Genomic DNA, 15,075 nt, shown 5'->3' with positions numbered 1-15,075 from the left:
GACAACCCATGCGTCGCACCGCACTCGCCGCCGTCTGTCTCACCGCGGCGGTCGCCACCGCGCTCACCGGCTGCCAGTCCGGCAAGGACAACGCAGGCAACAGGACGGGCAGCTCCACCGGTTCCAAGAAGTCCGCCGCCACGAAGGACCCCTTCGCCGGACTGACCGGCGCTCAGATCGCCGAACGCGCCCTGGACGCCACCACCGGCGCCTCGTCGGTCCGGATGAAGGGCGACATCGCCGACGACGAGAGCTCCGGCATGATCACCCTCGACATGGCCCTCAACAAGAAGGGCGAGTGCGCCGGGACGATGAGCATGAGCGGCCAGGGCAAGGCCGACCTGATCAAGGTCGGGGACACCGTCTACATGAAGTACGACGAGGCGTTCCTGCGCGCCCAGGGCAAGGGCGAGTCGAAGTCCGACACCGACGCCGCCGTGGCCCTGCTCGCCGGGAAGTGGACCAAGATGGCCGCCACGGGCCAGGATGCCAAGGACATCGCGGGCTTCTGCGACCTGGACACCGTGCTGAAAGGCGCCGAGGACGGCAAGGGCTCCACATCCGCCACCACCAAGGGCGCGGCAGCCACGGTGAACGGCGCCCCAGCCGTCACCCTGCACGAGAAGGACGGCAGCGAGAGCTACACGATCTACGTCGCGACCGAGGGCAAACCGTATCTTCTGCGGCTGGACAGCCTCACCGGCAAGGACAAGGGCTCCGTCACCTTCACCGACTACAACGAGCCGGTCCCGGCGAAGAAGCCCGCGGGCAGCATCCTCGACCTGGACAAGCTGGGCGGCTGACCGAGGCCCCGCCCCGGCCGGGAGCGGGGCCTAGTCCGCATGGAACCGCTCCGGTGCTTTCGTCGGATTGCCGCCCGACGGGAGATCCTGGCCAGGACAGGCGGACAGAACCCTCTTCATCGTGGCCTTCTCCGCTGCGGTGACCCACAGCTGGTACTTCTTCTTCACGGCGACCTGGGCCGCGACATACGTGCACCGGTACGACTTGTTGTCCGGCAGCCAGGTCGCCGTGTCGCCGTCACCCTTGCCGCGGTTGGCACTCGCATCGACAGCGAGGAGGTTGAGGGGATCGTTGGCCAGAGCTATCCGCTTGCCGGCGTCCCAGTACTTGGCGCCCTTCTGCCAGGCGTCCGAGAGGGAGACGAGGTGGTCGATGTCCACCTGACTGCGCCCGCGCCGGTACGTCACCTCCGTACCGGAGTAAGGGTCGGGCCGCAGCACCCCGGAGGACACCTTGCAGGTGCCGCCGGTGAACTTCACGTCCTTCAGGTCCCGTTTGAGGATGTCGTCCCGCGTGTCACAGGAATTGGAGTCGGTGTCCGCCCAGGCAGTGCCGAACCGGGAGCGTTCGTAACCCGTCTTCGGTGCACGGCCCTTGACGGTCAGCGAGTCGACGGCGGCCAGCGCCGCGCCGCTGCCACCCGAACCCGGTGTGCTTGACGAGCCGTCGGATCCTCCGGTCGTGTCCTTGCATCCCGCGAGCGTGCTCAGCAGCACGACGACAGCGGCAGCGGCGACCCCACCCCTCATACGCATCACAACGCCGTCCCTCCCCTTGCCTGCCCGGTTCCGCCCTTCGTTCGGACGGATGTTCGCCGGTCCCACGGTAACGGTGAGGAGCAGGCCGACGACCCCCATCAGCGCATCGACCACCGTGCCGGGGAGCTGCGAGACTCCCCCGGAGAGGCCGAGGCGATGGTGGGGACGGGGCAGAAGTACTGGTGAGCCCGGCTTCGGAAGAGAACGGAGGCTTCACAACGGTGGCTGTGCTGATCAATCACTGCGAGTCCCGCCTCGGCCGACTGGCCGGGGCTTGGTCGGCTACCGAGCGAGCCCCAGGGGGCGCGACGCACATCGGGTACTTCACCGGGGGTGCCATTCCGGGCATCCAGGTGTACGCCACTATCGGCCTGTCCACGAGGCATCTTACGTCACGCATGTCCGATCGGCCGCAGCACCTCGATATCGGCCAGACCCGCAATCACCGCAGGGCACCGCACGGTCAGGAGATTCCGCAGACCTCCTCGAGTTGCGCCAGCTGAAGGCCGACCGCCTGGCGGCAGCGGGGGTCCTCCTGTTCCGCATTGACGGTGAACGTCCGGCCGAGGGCGGCGACGGACAGGACGGACTCGTAGCAGGAGGAGAGAACTTCCAGGAGTTCTTCGGAGTTGTCCTCCCCGAGCAGGAAATCGGAGTACTGCGCCAGCCCTTGACACAGCGAGGCCGCGGTGAATGGGGACTTGCTGTCCTGCCAGTCACAGGCCTCCGCGAACAGTTGGCCCCACGTTTCCGACACCGTCTCGGCACAGCCCGCGAAAGAGCGGAACTCACCGACGGCATTCCGGAACAGTGCGACCGTGTCCTGATCGAACAACTCCTCCAAGGGCCGCACGTAAACCTTTGGCGTCTCCTCGATGACCCGCAGCCCGAGAGTACGCAGAGAGCCGACGGGGCACTTCAGCAGGTCGTCCTCGAATCGGCCGACCTCGGCATCCCAGAGAGTCAATGAATCCTCGCGATTTCAGGTGAATTGGGATGGCTCATCCCGTTCGAAGGCCATCTCGGCCCGGTTCAGATCCAGCAGGTCGGGATCCTGCCGGACCAGTTCCTCCTCGAAGGCAGTCCATCCGTTCTCCCTGACGAACGCCACTTCGGCGGTACCGATGGGGACGAGCCACACCACCGACGTCTCGACCCTGTTCTCCAGTACGACCGATGCGAATTCATCGTCGAAGCAGACCGGGAGCGCGGCGTACAGAGCCGTCATCGCGCCGCCGGGGATCAAGGGCATGGGCAGGGGGACGACGTCTCCACGCAGAACCGCCTCCCCGCTGGCCACCAGACGGTCGGCGACCCATTCCAGCACCCCGGGCAGTGGCCCGTGTTCGTCTCCCGGTACGGGGCGTCCGCACGCCAGCAGTTCCAGGTGCTGGTGCCTATCGGACATGCGCGACGTCAGATGTCTCTTGAACAGCTTGAAGAACCACCTCAGGGCCTCGGCCTTGTCCCGGCCTCCGGCGGTTCCGTCCCTGTACCAGCAGGCAGCCGTGTACATCGCTCCGTCATGGCCGGACTCGGCGGCCCTCAGATAGCTGCGCAGCGCCTCGGCATCCTGATCCATCGCCGCGAGCAGGTCACCGAGCACGGCATATGCCTCGTCGACACCACCCTCCGCGGCGGATCGCAGGAGACCGGCGACGGCTTGAGGGTCGCCTTTCCCCCACCGCAGTTGCGCCAGATTGAACTGAGCGTGGGCGTCTCCCTGGTCGGCGGCCTCCGTGAAGAGCCGTTCAGCCTGCGCGAGATCCTGCGGAACCCCCAGTCCGTTCGCGTAGAGATGACCGAGGCTCCGCTTGCCGACGGCACTGCCCCGCTCGGCCGCCTTCGTGAACCAGAGGGCAGCATCGGAGGGACTCTCCGCAAATCCGAGGAGAACCCCTCCGAGCACGTTCTGGGCAGCCACGTCGCCGGATTCCGCCGCCTCCCTGAGCGAGGGCAGCATGTCGCCGAGCCGGTCGGCCGCGGCTGAATCTCCCGCTTGTACGCGGTTCAAAAGGTCCAGTGCCGCTGCCGCTGTGCCTGAGCGCTCCTCTGCCACTGGATCATGGTAGGCCCCGCTCTCCTCAGCCGCGGTCGACGACCCGGCTCACGCGACCGCCCCAGGAACGGCCGTGCCAACCCGCCGTCCGGGGTCAGCCCTGGAAGACCATGTGGTGCGGGTGCGCGGGATTGGCGGGGCAGGTGAAGACGTTCATGTCGCCCCCGCGGCCGACGGTCACCTGCGACGGCCTGCTGGCGAACATTGCGTCGACGGTCGGCAGGTCCTCGACGGGGATCCAGGTGCGGCAGCCGTTGTCCCACTCGGTGCTGGCGACGGTGAGCAGCAGCTCCATCGTCCGGCCGCAGTCGCAGACTACGGGTGCCGGGTCGGTAGCGTGCCAGGAGGCGAATCCGCCGGCCTTCCACCCGGGGGCGATCGACAGATCCGTCTGGTAGGTGACCGAGTCCTCTTCGATCTCGTCCTCGTCGCCTTCCCAGGCGAGGATTTGTTCCCGCAGTTCCTGCGGCAGCAGGTCGAGGTACGGGTACTCGACGACCTGTTCGGGGTGCAGGACGCAGCTTTCCGGCACGTAGCCCTCCGACCCGACCACCTCGGGTTCGGGCTGTTCGGCGACGACCTCGCCGACGTCGGCCGAGCGGCGCCAGCGCAGTTCGACAGCGGGCTGATGACGACCGCCGTGCGCGTCGAAGGGGCACCACAGCACCTGGAGCATGTCGCAGTCGGCCGGTCCCCCGAGGTCGGGTACGTCGTGGCGAGAGAGCTGTGCCAGCGCCAGCATCGGGATCGGGTCGGTGTCCTGCAGCCAGGGTGCGTGCCGGCCGCGCTTGAGCGAGGCGAGGATGTCGCGCTCCTCGGCGGTGGGCCCTGGCTGCCGCCCCGGCTCGGGAGTGCGGCTCCATGCCTCCGCGAGGATCCGCCGCCGCAGCCGTACATCCGCCACACGGTCCCCGTAACGGCGCCGGTGGCGCTCGGTGCACATCGGCCACGGCTCATCCACCGGCCACAGCAGCGGACCGCCCACCGAACTGTCCCGCACCCCGGGCGTCCCGAGCCGGGGGTGCAGCCGGGTCGCAGTGCCGCGGAAACCGGCCAGCTCGGGGAAGAGCCGTTCGACCCGCACCGGACGGGGCGGGGTGGTGCGGGACATCGTGAAAACCTCCAAGTACTACCGCTATTGCAGATTTGGCGAAATAAAAATCCAGGTCAGGTAGATCTGAAATTTTTGGAATCATTCCATTCCCGGAAAGCGGTTCTGTTTTGAATTTCCCCATGTATGGAATCGAAGACTGATTGCACAGCTGAGATATCAGTGACATCGATAGCCACATGACGGTCGCCGTTCCATTCGCTCAGAAGCCCGGCGGACTCGACAGCTGTGCTTAGTGCCGATCGGCTGTCCGTCGAGGGTCGAGGCTCGGCGAAGAATACCCGAAGGACACGATGCCCCGACTTGCTGACCAAATCGCCAGCGGTATTCGAGTCGGTCTTCTCCACCACGTCGCCCAGTGCGAGACCGTAGGCATAGAAGGGAATGCAGCAGACTTCATAGCCGCAGCCTTCCTCGTCCTTCCTGAGCCACACCTGCTCAATCATTCCTCCCAGATCGAATGGAGTCAGATCGACCATGGCCATGAAATTATTATCTCCTCTCCATGCCGGGTCCTCGTGGCTAACATAGATAATTCCATCAATCGTGACCTGCAAGATGCCCTCCATTGTTATGAAAATCAATGTGCGGCGTGCCGCATTTGCGGCCCGCCGCACCCAATCTATGGAATTACTCTGAGGTTGGGCACTGTCGCCTCCATGTTTGCTGGCCACCGGGGAGGCGGCCATTGTCCCGAGTGGTTCGGCGGCGGATTCAACGGAGCCACCCTGTCCCGCGAACGCATCCCACGCAGTCACCCCGCAGAGATCGCCACTGTCAGCCTCTGCGAGAGTCAAGCGATCGGCTTGGGAGTCCACTCCATGGCCTCCCGCCATCCCGGGCGGTCGTAAGCCCAGTCGCTCATAAGCGCGGCGATATCATCAAACCGCAGCAATTCATGCATTGGGGCCACATGGGCCTGATAGTGTCGGTCCGGTCCGCCCTCGCGGTACTCCACCTGACAGCTCATGTCGTCATTCAGATATACCTGAATGTAATGTTGACCGCTCGGCTCTCTACCAAACCGCCTGAGGATAACGAAGCGAAAGCGAAGATTCATCTCGCTCAGCACGTTCGCCAATGTCTCCCATGACGGATCGTCATAGACTTCGTCGGCCGCAGTGAATACACGCAAAGCAGGTGACATCATGGCGTAAATCTAGCAGGCGCCTCAGGCACGGGAAATTGGAAGCCCTGCGGGCCTGATCTCCAGGTACCCAGGGGTGCTCACTTCTGCAGTCGGAAGGGATGTTTTTGTGTGTCTCCGGTTCACCTTGACGTGTAAGCCTGCGGCAGGGCCGCTACGCAAGCCGGAGGCCTCGCGGTGAGGGGACCCTCCCGATCAAAGACGGGAGAGTCCCCTCAATCGGCAACTACGGGGCGTATCCGAACTGACGCAGCAGCCGCCACCACTGATCTGACTCCGGGGCACCGGTTAGCCGCAGATATCCTGGACCGAGTCCGTATTTCATAACAAACTCGGCAAGACTGTCTGCCGCTCTCTCGAAATCTTGACTTGCCCACCAGGAAGTCAAGATGTCGGAATAAATCCAGACCGATCCATTCTGGCGATTCAACAGCACAGGATTCTCATTGACTTTACCGGCGACAAACCAGTTATCGGGATCCTCGGGAACATCTACATTGCCAGGAGAAATCCACACCTGGGACTTCTCGGCGCTCTTCCTGTCAAGGATTACCACACACCCCATGATGACCCCGTCAGCTATCAACAGGAAGTCGATATATTCCTCCGGCGCGTCCAACTCCGGCCGCCGAGAGGCGCCGTCTGGAATGGAGTTGTAGATACTCCACTCCACTCCTGATTCGATTTCTTCACGAGCCTTCGAAAGGGCTCGCCCGAGTTCATCTGCCATCGGGAGGCCCCTGAACCTTCACGGTTATGGGCGTAAAGTCCGGCGTATGCGCGATTTGCAACCTGATCTGCCGACCTATTACTTGGTTGGTGGTGGCATCGAGCATATGGAGATTACTCACGACATCAGGCCCTCCTAGTTGCAGTTCCCAGACGTGATCGGGATTCATGTTTCCAAATATCCGCTTTCGCGCCGCCGCCACAAACTCTGGATTTCTCGCCTGAAACTGATCATATTATAGGGATCGGCGATGTCATAACCTCGGAGCAACAGCGCAGGTGACGGCTACTCGACCCAAGTCCCGCAGGAGCGGGCCGATGCGTTGCGGCGGCGGCCCCAGGCACGGAGATTGGACGGACCGACGGCTTCACCGCGTTATGGCCGAAGCACTCGCCAAGAAATGAGCCTTTTCGGTCTGACCCCCTTGCGGGTGACGGGCGGGGCCAGACCGAAAAGGATCAGTCGGCCTCGAAGGGGTTCGACCCAAATCGGAATGGAGGGTAACCCGTTTCCTCCCAGGTCTCGCGATAAAGGTTCCTCCAGTACCCTTCGGGATCATCCCAGGCCACTGGGTCAAGGTCGCGCATCTTCCAAAGATACCTCTCGCTAACCGACCAAAGAATGTCATCATCGGGCTCGACAGGCGCATGCATCTCGGCGCGCTGCTTCGCGGAGGGGGCCCCGAACAGGTCGATATACTGTGCGGCTTCCAGATCGAGAGCCCTCAAGAAGGACAAAACGGAAGTGTTCACCAATCGGGGCACGCCAAAAGCGGTCTGCGAGTCCACTTCGTCGGAAGGCACCTTGGGATGAGCTCGGAATACTCGCCCCGTGTGTGACTCCGCGCCGAAGCAACAGTAGGCTCGATCTGGGTTCCAAAGGGATACCTTGCGAACAATCTCATACAATGGTTCAATTCCCTCGAAGTGAAGAATTGGGGCCTTGCCTCTCTGGATGCGAGCAGCTTTCCATGAGGCGGCCATTTTAGGCACGCCGACAGTCTGCAGTGCTTGCTTGGCGTCCTCGGGAAGAAGCCACTCCTCGACATGGGGGCCAGCGAAGACATGACCAACGAAAGATTGGGTCACCGTCTGAAACTCCTCGGACATGCCGCACGGGGCGCCGAAAATCGGCGCCCCGTGCGAAACTGGGGTGCAATGCCTCAGCGCAGTATACCGCGGCGGCGCATTGCTCTGGAGATGAGGTCATTGAGGATAGAAACTGCGTCCTTCCGGACCTGCGGGTCAGCGGTATATTCCACCGAATAGCTCACTGGGACGCCCGGGAATTCGGATTTGACGAAGGCGTCACAGTTGGCGCTCCAATCCCCGCAAGGGGCTCGCTCCGAATAGATGCCGTCGACATCTTCCTTCTTGTACCCAGCCTTGGAGATCGCGGCAGGCAACCCAACTTCTGAGTGGTCGTCGGCACCCTTGCTGATCGCCCCGACGAACTCTCCGTCACGCATCTTGGCAACAGCCACGTTCCTTCCCGCGCTGAAGTTCCTGATCTTCATGCGGAAGTCGAAGGCTCCCTTACTCATGCCCTCATGGCCGTAGAGTTCATTGACTGCTCCGATCGGGCATTGGTCATCCGTGTTGTGGACGAGCACCACCGTCTCGCCAGCCGCCACCTGGTAGGTGTGGAGGCCGTCGATGGTCAGGTCGTACGTGACGTGCTGTGCCGTGTAGGACTTGACCTTGGTGATCGGGGTTGTGCCACCGTCCCCGTTCTGGAGCTTGTAGCCTGCCTTGAGGTCGGTGGCCTGGGTCCAGGTGTTGCGGGTGGCTTCGTAGAACTGGTGGTGTTTGGTGGTGTGGATCGTCTTGGGGCCGGACTTGGTGGCGACGGTGACGTCGACGTAGTCGCGGTCGGTCTTGGTGACGATCACCGCCTCGACCTGGTGTTTCTCCTTGGTCTTCTTGCCGGGTTCGGCGGTCAGGACCCAGTCGCCGGCCTTGATCTGGGAGATCGGCTTGGTGATGGCGTTCGCCATGAGCACACCGGTGGAGCCGGTGAAGCTGTGCGGCGTGCAGCCGCCCTTGCCGTATTTGCTGGCGGCTGCTCCGAAGAGTCCGCCGAGTGCGGCGCCAGCGGCGGTGGCTTTGGCTGCGCCGCTGGCGCTGCAGCCTTCCTCGGTCTTGGAGCAGGTGGCGCCGTAGTCGACGGCGCCTGCGGCGGCTCCGCCCGCGGCGCCGGTGGCGGCGCCCTGGAAGATCTTGCTGCCGACATTCTGGAGGAGGCGGCCCACTACACCGGAGGCTGCTTCGCCGGCAGCGCCGGTCACGGCGCCGACGGCGAGGCCCATGGCGGTCGCGCCGACGAGGCCGGTGAGGGTTTTGGGTCCGTCGCTCATCATGTAGCCGACGGCGTTGGCGGCGGCACCCGCCAGGGCTCCGCAGGCGACCACGCCCCCGCCCAACGTGCCGCCCGTGCAGCCGGCGAAGACCGCCACGCCGACGGCGACGGAGGCGATGGTCGCGGCGTGTTGTTTGACGTAGTTGGCTGAGGCCTTGGCCGCGTTCCTGACGCCTCTGCCGATCCTGGCGACGGATTTCTTGGCGGCCTTGTAGGCCCTGGCGGCTACGTGTCCGGCAGCCTTGGCGTACTGGTGGTATTTCTTCTTGGCGTGCTGGACGACCTTGTGGGCGTAGCGTTTGACGCGTTTGTAGGTGCGTTTGACGTATCTCTTGGCTTTTTCGTAGTGGTCGTGAACGTAGTGAACGGCCTTGTGGAACTGCCGGCGTGCCCTGTGGGCGATCCTCCTGGCGGCCTTCTTGATTCTCTTGGCGGCCCTGCGGACGCGCTTCTCGGCCCGCTTGACCCTGGCCTTGGTCTTCTTCCAGGCCGAACTCGCGGCCTTCTTGACCTGCCTGGCCTTCTTGACGGCTTTCTTGTAGGCCTTCTTGATGAAGGAGAACCAGTGGCCGGTCGGGTCGGTGCCGGTCATCGGGTTGTCGTTGGCGTAGGCGTACTGGTTGGCGTTCACCGAGTCGGGCAGCGGGTCGTTGCCCACGGTGTCGCGGCTGTTGAACTGACCGGTCTGCGGCGAGTACCAGCGGGCGGCCATGTTCACCTTGGCCGTCTCCGGGTCGGTCCACCCGGACTGGTAGCCGAGGTTGCCCAGCATCCCCGTCGTCGCGGACGTCTTGCCGAACGGTGTGTAGGTCGCCGAACCGGCCAGCGTCTGCGCGGAGTCGGTGAACTGGGCCACCACGTCGTCGTGGATGTCCGTCCAGGCCAGTGCCGAGGAGGTGGCCGTCTTGACGCCAAGGAGGCTGCCGTCCGCGTCGCGGCTGTAGGACGTCATGCCGTCCGAGGCCACGTCGTTGCCGGCGCCGCTGTACTTGAACGAGTAGACCTCGGCGCCCGTCTGGTCCTTGGCGTTCAGGACCCGGTCCAGGCCGTCGTAGGTGTACGTCCGGTCACCCTCGTTGGTCACACGGTTGAAGGCGTCGGCGTTGAGCTGGGTCTGTTTCCCGGTCTCGTCCGTGATCGTCTTCAGCGTGCCGCGCGCGGTGTACGCGTACGTGTTGTGCCCGTCCGAGGTGAGCCGGTTACGGGCGTCGTAGGTGTACGTGTCGCCGCCGACGCGGGTGCGGTTGCCCGACGCGTCGTAGCCGTAGTCCTCCGTCGTCGTCCCGTTGTTCCACGACGTGAGGCGGTTCGACCAGTCGTAGTTGTAGGTGTTCGACGAGGCACCGGTGACTCCCGTCGTCGTCTTCGACGCCAGGTTGTCGTTGTCGTCCCATCCGTAGGAGATGGAGGCGAGCACCGTGCCGGTGGACGAGGTCAGTTTGTCGTTGGTGATCCGTTCCAGGGAGTCGTAGGAGAACTCCCGCTTGGACTTGGCGGTGCCGTAGTCGATCTGCTTGACGGCGTTGTTCTCGTTGTAGGTGTAGGTCAGCGTGGAGCCGGTGGCCCCGTCGTCGACCGTCTTCAGCCGGCCGGCGGTGTCGTACCCGTAGGCCGACGTGCCCGACTCGTCGGTCCGCGAGGTCATCGCCCCGTCGCCGTTGTAGGCGAAGGACGAGGTGCCCGACGGGCCGGCCGTCGACAGCAGCAGACCGCGGTCGTCGTAGGTGAAGGTGTTCTGGTTTGTTCCGTCGCCCGCCACGGCCGTGACACGGTCGTCGGAGTCGTACGCGTAGGTGTGGTCGACCGTGGCGGCCGTGGTACCCGTGCCGGTCGACCTGGTCAGCCGGCTCTTGGCGTCGTACTCGTTGGCGACGGTCACACCGCCCGCGGAGCGCTGCTCCGTCACCCGGCCGTCGGCGTCGTACAGCGTGGTGAAGGTGCGGTTGTTCAGGGCCGTGTGGGCCGGGGTGGACGGCTCGATCAGCGACTCGGGCAGCCCCCAGGTGTTGTAGGTGGTGATGAACGGGTTGCCGCGGCCGTCGGTGAAGCGGGTGCGGTTGCCCGCCGCGTCGTAGCCGTAGGTCGTGGTGATGGATTCGGTCGCGGAGACCGGCTCCACGGCCTTGGTGACCAGACCTGAGGGGTCCACGGTGCGCGTGGTGGTGTGGCCGCGGTAGTCGGTCACCGACACCGGGTTGCCCGCGCGGTCGTACGTGGAGCGGCTGGTGCGCAGCACCCCGCCCAGCGGGTCCAGGTCCTGGGTGGTGACCAGCTGGCCGTACCCGTCGTAGGTGTTCTTGGTACTCGTGCCGTCGGTGTCATGGGCGACGAGGACATCGCCGTCCATGTTGTAGGTGTACGTCGACACGTTGCCCGCGGGATCGGTCGTCTCGGTGACGTCGCCCAGAACGTTGTACTTGTAGGACTGGGTCACACCCGTCGGGCTGATCTGACGGGAGAGATCGCCCCCGGGCGCGTCGTACTCGTTGATCGCCGTGTAGGCCCGCTGCGTCGGCTGGCGCACGATCTCCGTGCTGGTCAGCTCGTTGCCGAGGTAGTCCCAAGTGGACTCCTCACGAGCCCCGTTGGGCCGGGTGGTGGAGAGCAGGTCGCCGTTGGTGTCGTACACGAATGTCGATCTGTCGCCGCCCGGATCCGTGACGGAGGCAACGTCGCCGAGCTGCGTGTACGTGTACGTCTTGCGGTTGCCCAGCGGGTCGACCTCCGCCGTGACCTGGCCGAGGTCGTTGTACTCGTTCCAGGACGTGGCCGTGATCGGTGCCGGAGCCCCCGGCGCGGTGTAGTCCGGCAGCTTCGTCGAGGTCTCCTGGCCCTCGGCGTCGTAGGCGGTGACCGTGACGTTGCCGAGCGGGTCGGACGACTCGGTCTGCTCGCCGAACGTGTTGTACCCGGTCATCGACACCGGGCGGACGGCCGTGGCCGTGCCGCCGTTCGTCTCGGCGTTGACGACCGGCTCGGTGACGGTGGTCTGCTGAGCGGCCTCGTCGTACCCGTAGTCGGTGGTGTTGCCGTTGGCGTCGGTCGTGGACACCGGCAGACCGCGCTGGTCCAGCTTCCAGGTGGTGGACCGGACCGAGCTGCCGGCCGCCGGCAGTGTGCCGCCGTACAGCGACGACACCTGGGAGGCGGTCAGGGCCTCCCCGTAGACCTGGACGTCGGCGATCGAGCCGTTGGTGTTCTCGGCGTACGTCCCGTTGTAGAGCCGTCGTCCGATCTGCAGCGGGCCGGTGGCCTCCCAGGGGGAGGTGAAGGCGGCCGTCGTACCGGACTGGGAGCCGTTGACGTACAGCTTCAGCGATGCCGAGGCCTGGTCATAGACACCGGTGAGGTGGGTCCAGGTGCCGGTCGTCACTGCCGATGTGCCGGAGTAGGTGCGGATGGTCGCGGGACTGGTGGTGTCCGAGCCGTGGCGGTTGAAGGTCCAGCCGTACGCCGTGGAGTAGTACAGCTGGAAGCCGCTGGCGACCTTTCCGTCCTGTCCGAGGAACGTGCTGTTCGCACTCGTGGAGCCGAGCTTGACCCACGCAGAGACGGTGAAGCTGCCGCTGGTGTTGACGGCCGGGCCGTCGGCCTGGCCGTAGGCGTTGGCGGTGCCGTTGAAGACGGCGGAACCGCCCTTCTCCGTCGAGCGGGTGACGGCGCTGCCCAGCGTCACCTTGTGGTTGCCGCCGGAGGAGTCGTCGGCCGTGAGGCCGCTTGTCTCCGACAGCTTCCAGCGCGCCACGGGCGCGGTGGTCCCGTCGTGCACGGTGCTCGCGGTGATGTTGCCCAGGTTGTCGTAGAGCGTGTCCGCGGTGCTGACGTCACCGGTCGCCGGGTCGGTCTCCGTCTCGCTGACGACGTTGTCGTCCGGGTCGTAGGAGACCTTCGTGGACCGGTTGAGCCCGGACGGGTCGAGCACCGTCGACGTGACACGGTCGTCCGCGTCCACGGTGGTCGCGGTCGTGGTCCGGCCGTCGTTGGTCACCTGTTTGATCAGGTTCCCGGCCATGTCGTAGGTGTTGGACTCCTCGACGAACTCCTTGCCGCTTGCCGGGTCCTTGCGCGTGACCGTGGCCGACAGACCGTCGTCGGTGTAGGTGTACGCCGTCACCCAGCCCATCGCGTCGGTGAGCGACGCGAGCCGGCCCGCCGGGTCGTACGCCCGGGACTCCTGGACCAGCGTGGTCGCGGCCGAGGGGTTGTTCGGGTCGCCGGTGTAGTCGAGCAGATTGGTCGTCAGAGGACGGCTCTCACCGTCATAGGTGTAGGTGTTGGCGTTGCTCTCGGGGTCGGTCTCCTTCACCTTGTTGCCGTAGACGTCGTACTCGAACGACGTGACGTCGCCGCCGGGGTCCGTCCGCGTGGCGAGACGGTTGTACGCGTCGTACGTCATCGACGACGTCCGCGAGGCGTCACCGCCGGTGAGGTCGGCGACGGTCTGCGAGCTGACGTTGCCGTCGTAGTCGTAGAACGTGCTGGTCTTCGCCTGGTGCACCGCGCCGGTCACGCGGTTGGTGACCGCCGGGGCGCTCTCGGTGGCCACCTGGTCGTCCTTGTCGTACGTCCAGGAGGTGGTCAGGCCAGTCGGGTTGGCGTCGGAGATCTCGGTCTGGGAGATCTTCCGGCCCAGGTTGTCGTACGTGTACGTCAGCTTGGCGCCGTTGGCGTCGGTGACCGAGGCGGGGTCGCCGTTGGCGAAGTAGACGTACTTCGTCGTCTTCCCGCCCGGCGTCGTCACCGTGTCCATGAGGCCCGCCGGCGCCACCGCCGTACCGCCCTCGGCCGCCGGGGTCGAGGTGGTGGTGTAGGTGGTGGCGGCGGTGCGGCCGTTGGGGTGGCCGGCCACCGGGGGGCCGGTCACCGACAGCAGGTTGCCGCCGGTGTCATAGGAGTAGCTGGTCAGGTACGTGTTGTCCGTCGCGGACGTGGAACGGGCGTCCCGCTCCGTCAGGAGCAGGTCGTTGCGGGGGTCCATCGGCGGGAACGCGGTGGTCGCGTCCGGGTAGTACGTGTAGTACTCGGTGCCGCACTTGTTCGCGGCCGTGTCCTGGCAGTCGGTCTGGGAGACCGTGTTGCCCCGGATGTCGTGCCCGGTGGTGCTGCGGTTGCCGTTGGCGTCCGTCACGGTGCGCAGGAAGCCGCCCGTGTCGTAGCCGTACGTCGTCCGCTTGCCCTCGGTGTCGATCGCGGTCAGCAGGCGGTTGCCCAGCTCCGCGTCGTACACGTACGTCAGCGTCTTGTCGGTCGGGTCGGTCAGCGTGACCGTGCGCACCGGCGCGACGCCGGAGGACGCCTTGTACGCCGACCAGTGCTGCTCGACCTCGTCCGCGCCCACGGCGTGGTCGTAGGCCGCGACCTCGGCGATGGAACCGGTGAAGTGGCTGACGTCACCCGGCGACTGGTACCAGTTCTTGGTGTAGCCCGCGCCGACGAAGGTGCGGGTGTTGGACTGGTCGGCGGTCTGGCCGCTGAAGTCGGCCACCTTGGCGCCGTCGAGGTACATCGTCTGGGTCGTGCCCGAGGTGGACATGACCGCGTGGTGCCACTGGTTGTCGTTGACGGTGCCCGTGGTCCGAAGGCGGCGCTGCCGGAGGCCGAGCCGCTCCACCAGTGGCCGTGCAGCTTGCCGTCGGCGCCCACGTACAGCAGCGGGGTCCAGGTGCCGGCCGGGGTCGAGCCGGTGGGCGGCTGCGACTGGTCGGAGAGGATCACACCGGGGCTGCCGGTCTTGAACCACAGCTCGACCGCGCGCTGGGACGAGCCGTGCCACGGTGCGTACGGGATCTCGGCGTACGACGAGGTGCCGTTGAAGGACGCCGCGGTCACGTCACCCGCGCCGAACGGGCCCGCCACACCCTGGGTGACGGTGTTGTACGTACCGAAACCGGTGTGGATCTCGTTGGCGGCCTGCGCGGCGCCCTGGGTGTCGGCCAGCCTCCAGTAGCCGGACGGGGCGGAGCCCATCACGGCGGAGCGGTAGACCTGCGAGGAGCCGGTGACGGTGGGCGGGTTGAGCTTCCAGGTGCCTCCGTCGCCGTCCGTGGCCTGCGTGACCAGGTCGTCGGTGGTGCCGTAGACGACCTGGGCCTGGGTCTTCAGGCCGGG

General features: G+C 65.5%; 10 protein-coding genes. 1 reads left to right on the top strand and 9 read right to left on the bottom strand.

Annotated elements, in window-relative coordinates; translation table 11 throughout:
• Window positions 1–8 precede the first annotated feature (8 nt).
• The gene (locus tag ACSYGN_RS24075) at window positions 9–803 is read left to right on the top strand and encodes a hypothetical protein (RefSeq protein WP_460398933.1); all 795 of its coding nucleotides are present in this window, start codon (window positions 9–11) and stop codon (window positions 801–803) included.
• Window positions 804–833: 30 nt separating this feature from the next.
• Here the strand turns inward: ACSYGN_RS24075 and ACSYGN_RS24070 are convergent, their stop codons facing one another.
• The 9 genes from ACSYGN_RS24070 to ACSYGN_RS24030 form a co-directional block, all read right to left on the bottom strand.
• Entirely contained in the window at window positions 834–1,562 is a 729-nt protein-coding gene (locus ACSYGN_RS24070; RefSeq protein WP_460398931.1) for an HNH endonuclease family protein, read from the bottom strand.
• Between the two features lie 463 nt (window positions 1,563–2,025).
• Window positions 2,026–2,529, bottom strand: coding sequence for a hypothetical protein (locus tag ACSYGN_RS24065; RefSeq protein ID WP_460398929.1), 504 nt, complete (start codon window positions 2,527–2,529; stop codon window positions 2,026–2,028).
• A 15-nt stretch (window positions 2,530–2,544) separates the two neighbouring features.
• Window positions 2,545–3,621, bottom strand: coding sequence for a suppressor of fused domain protein (locus ACSYGN_RS24060; protein ID WP_460398927.1), 1,077 nt, complete (start codon window positions 3,619–3,621; stop codon window positions 2,545–2,547).
• A 94-nt stretch (window positions 3,622–3,715) separates the two neighbouring features.
• Window positions 3,716–4,732 carry a hypothetical protein gene (locus ACSYGN_RS24055; protein WP_460398924.1) on the bottom strand — a complete coding sequence of 339 codons (1,017 nt, stop codon included), beginning with the start codon at window positions 4,730–4,732 and terminating at the stop codon, window positions 3,716–3,718.
• A gap of 56 nt (window positions 4,733–4,788) precedes the next feature.
• Window positions 4,789–5,550, bottom strand: a complete 762-nt coding sequence (locus ACSYGN_RS24050; protein WP_460398922.1) for a DUF4265 domain-containing protein — start codon at window positions 5,548–5,550, stop codon at window positions 4,789–4,791.
• Window positions 5,526–5,882 carry a hypothetical protein gene (locus ACSYGN_RS24045; RefSeq protein WP_460398920.1) on the bottom strand — a complete coding sequence of 119 codons (357 nt, stop codon included), beginning with the start codon at window positions 5,880–5,882 and terminating at the stop codon, window positions 5,526–5,528. Before ACSYGN_RS24045 ends, ACSYGN_RS24050 begins: the two co-directional genes overlap by 25 nt.
• 223 nt (window positions 5,883–6,105) lie before the next feature.
• Window positions 6,106–6,609, bottom strand: a complete 504-nt coding sequence (locus tag ACSYGN_RS24040) for a hypothetical protein (RefSeq protein ID WP_460398918.1) — start codon at window positions 6,607–6,609, stop codon at window positions 6,106–6,108.
• A gap of 458 nt (window positions 6,610–7,067) precedes the next feature.
• Window positions 7,068–7,697 (bottom strand): SUKH-4 family immunity protein, encoded by a 630-nt coding sequence (locus tag ACSYGN_RS24035; RefSeq protein WP_460398916.1) that lies wholly within the window; start codon window positions 7,695–7,697, stop codon window positions 7,068–7,070.
• 74 nt (window positions 7,698–7,771) lie between these two features.
• Window positions 7,772–14,500 (bottom strand): LamG-like jellyroll fold domain-containing protein, encoded by a 6,729-nt coding sequence (locus ACSYGN_RS24030; protein ID WP_460398914.1) that lies wholly within the window; start codon window positions 14,498–14,500, stop codon window positions 7,772–7,774.
• Between the last annotated feature and the right edge of the window lie 575 nt (window positions 14,501–15,075).

The sequence above is a fragment of the Streptomyces sp. YIM S03343 genome (assembly GCF_054729195.1).
Note: the sequence above shows the minus strand (reverse complement) of the source record. Positions and strands in the feature narration are given on the sequence as shown.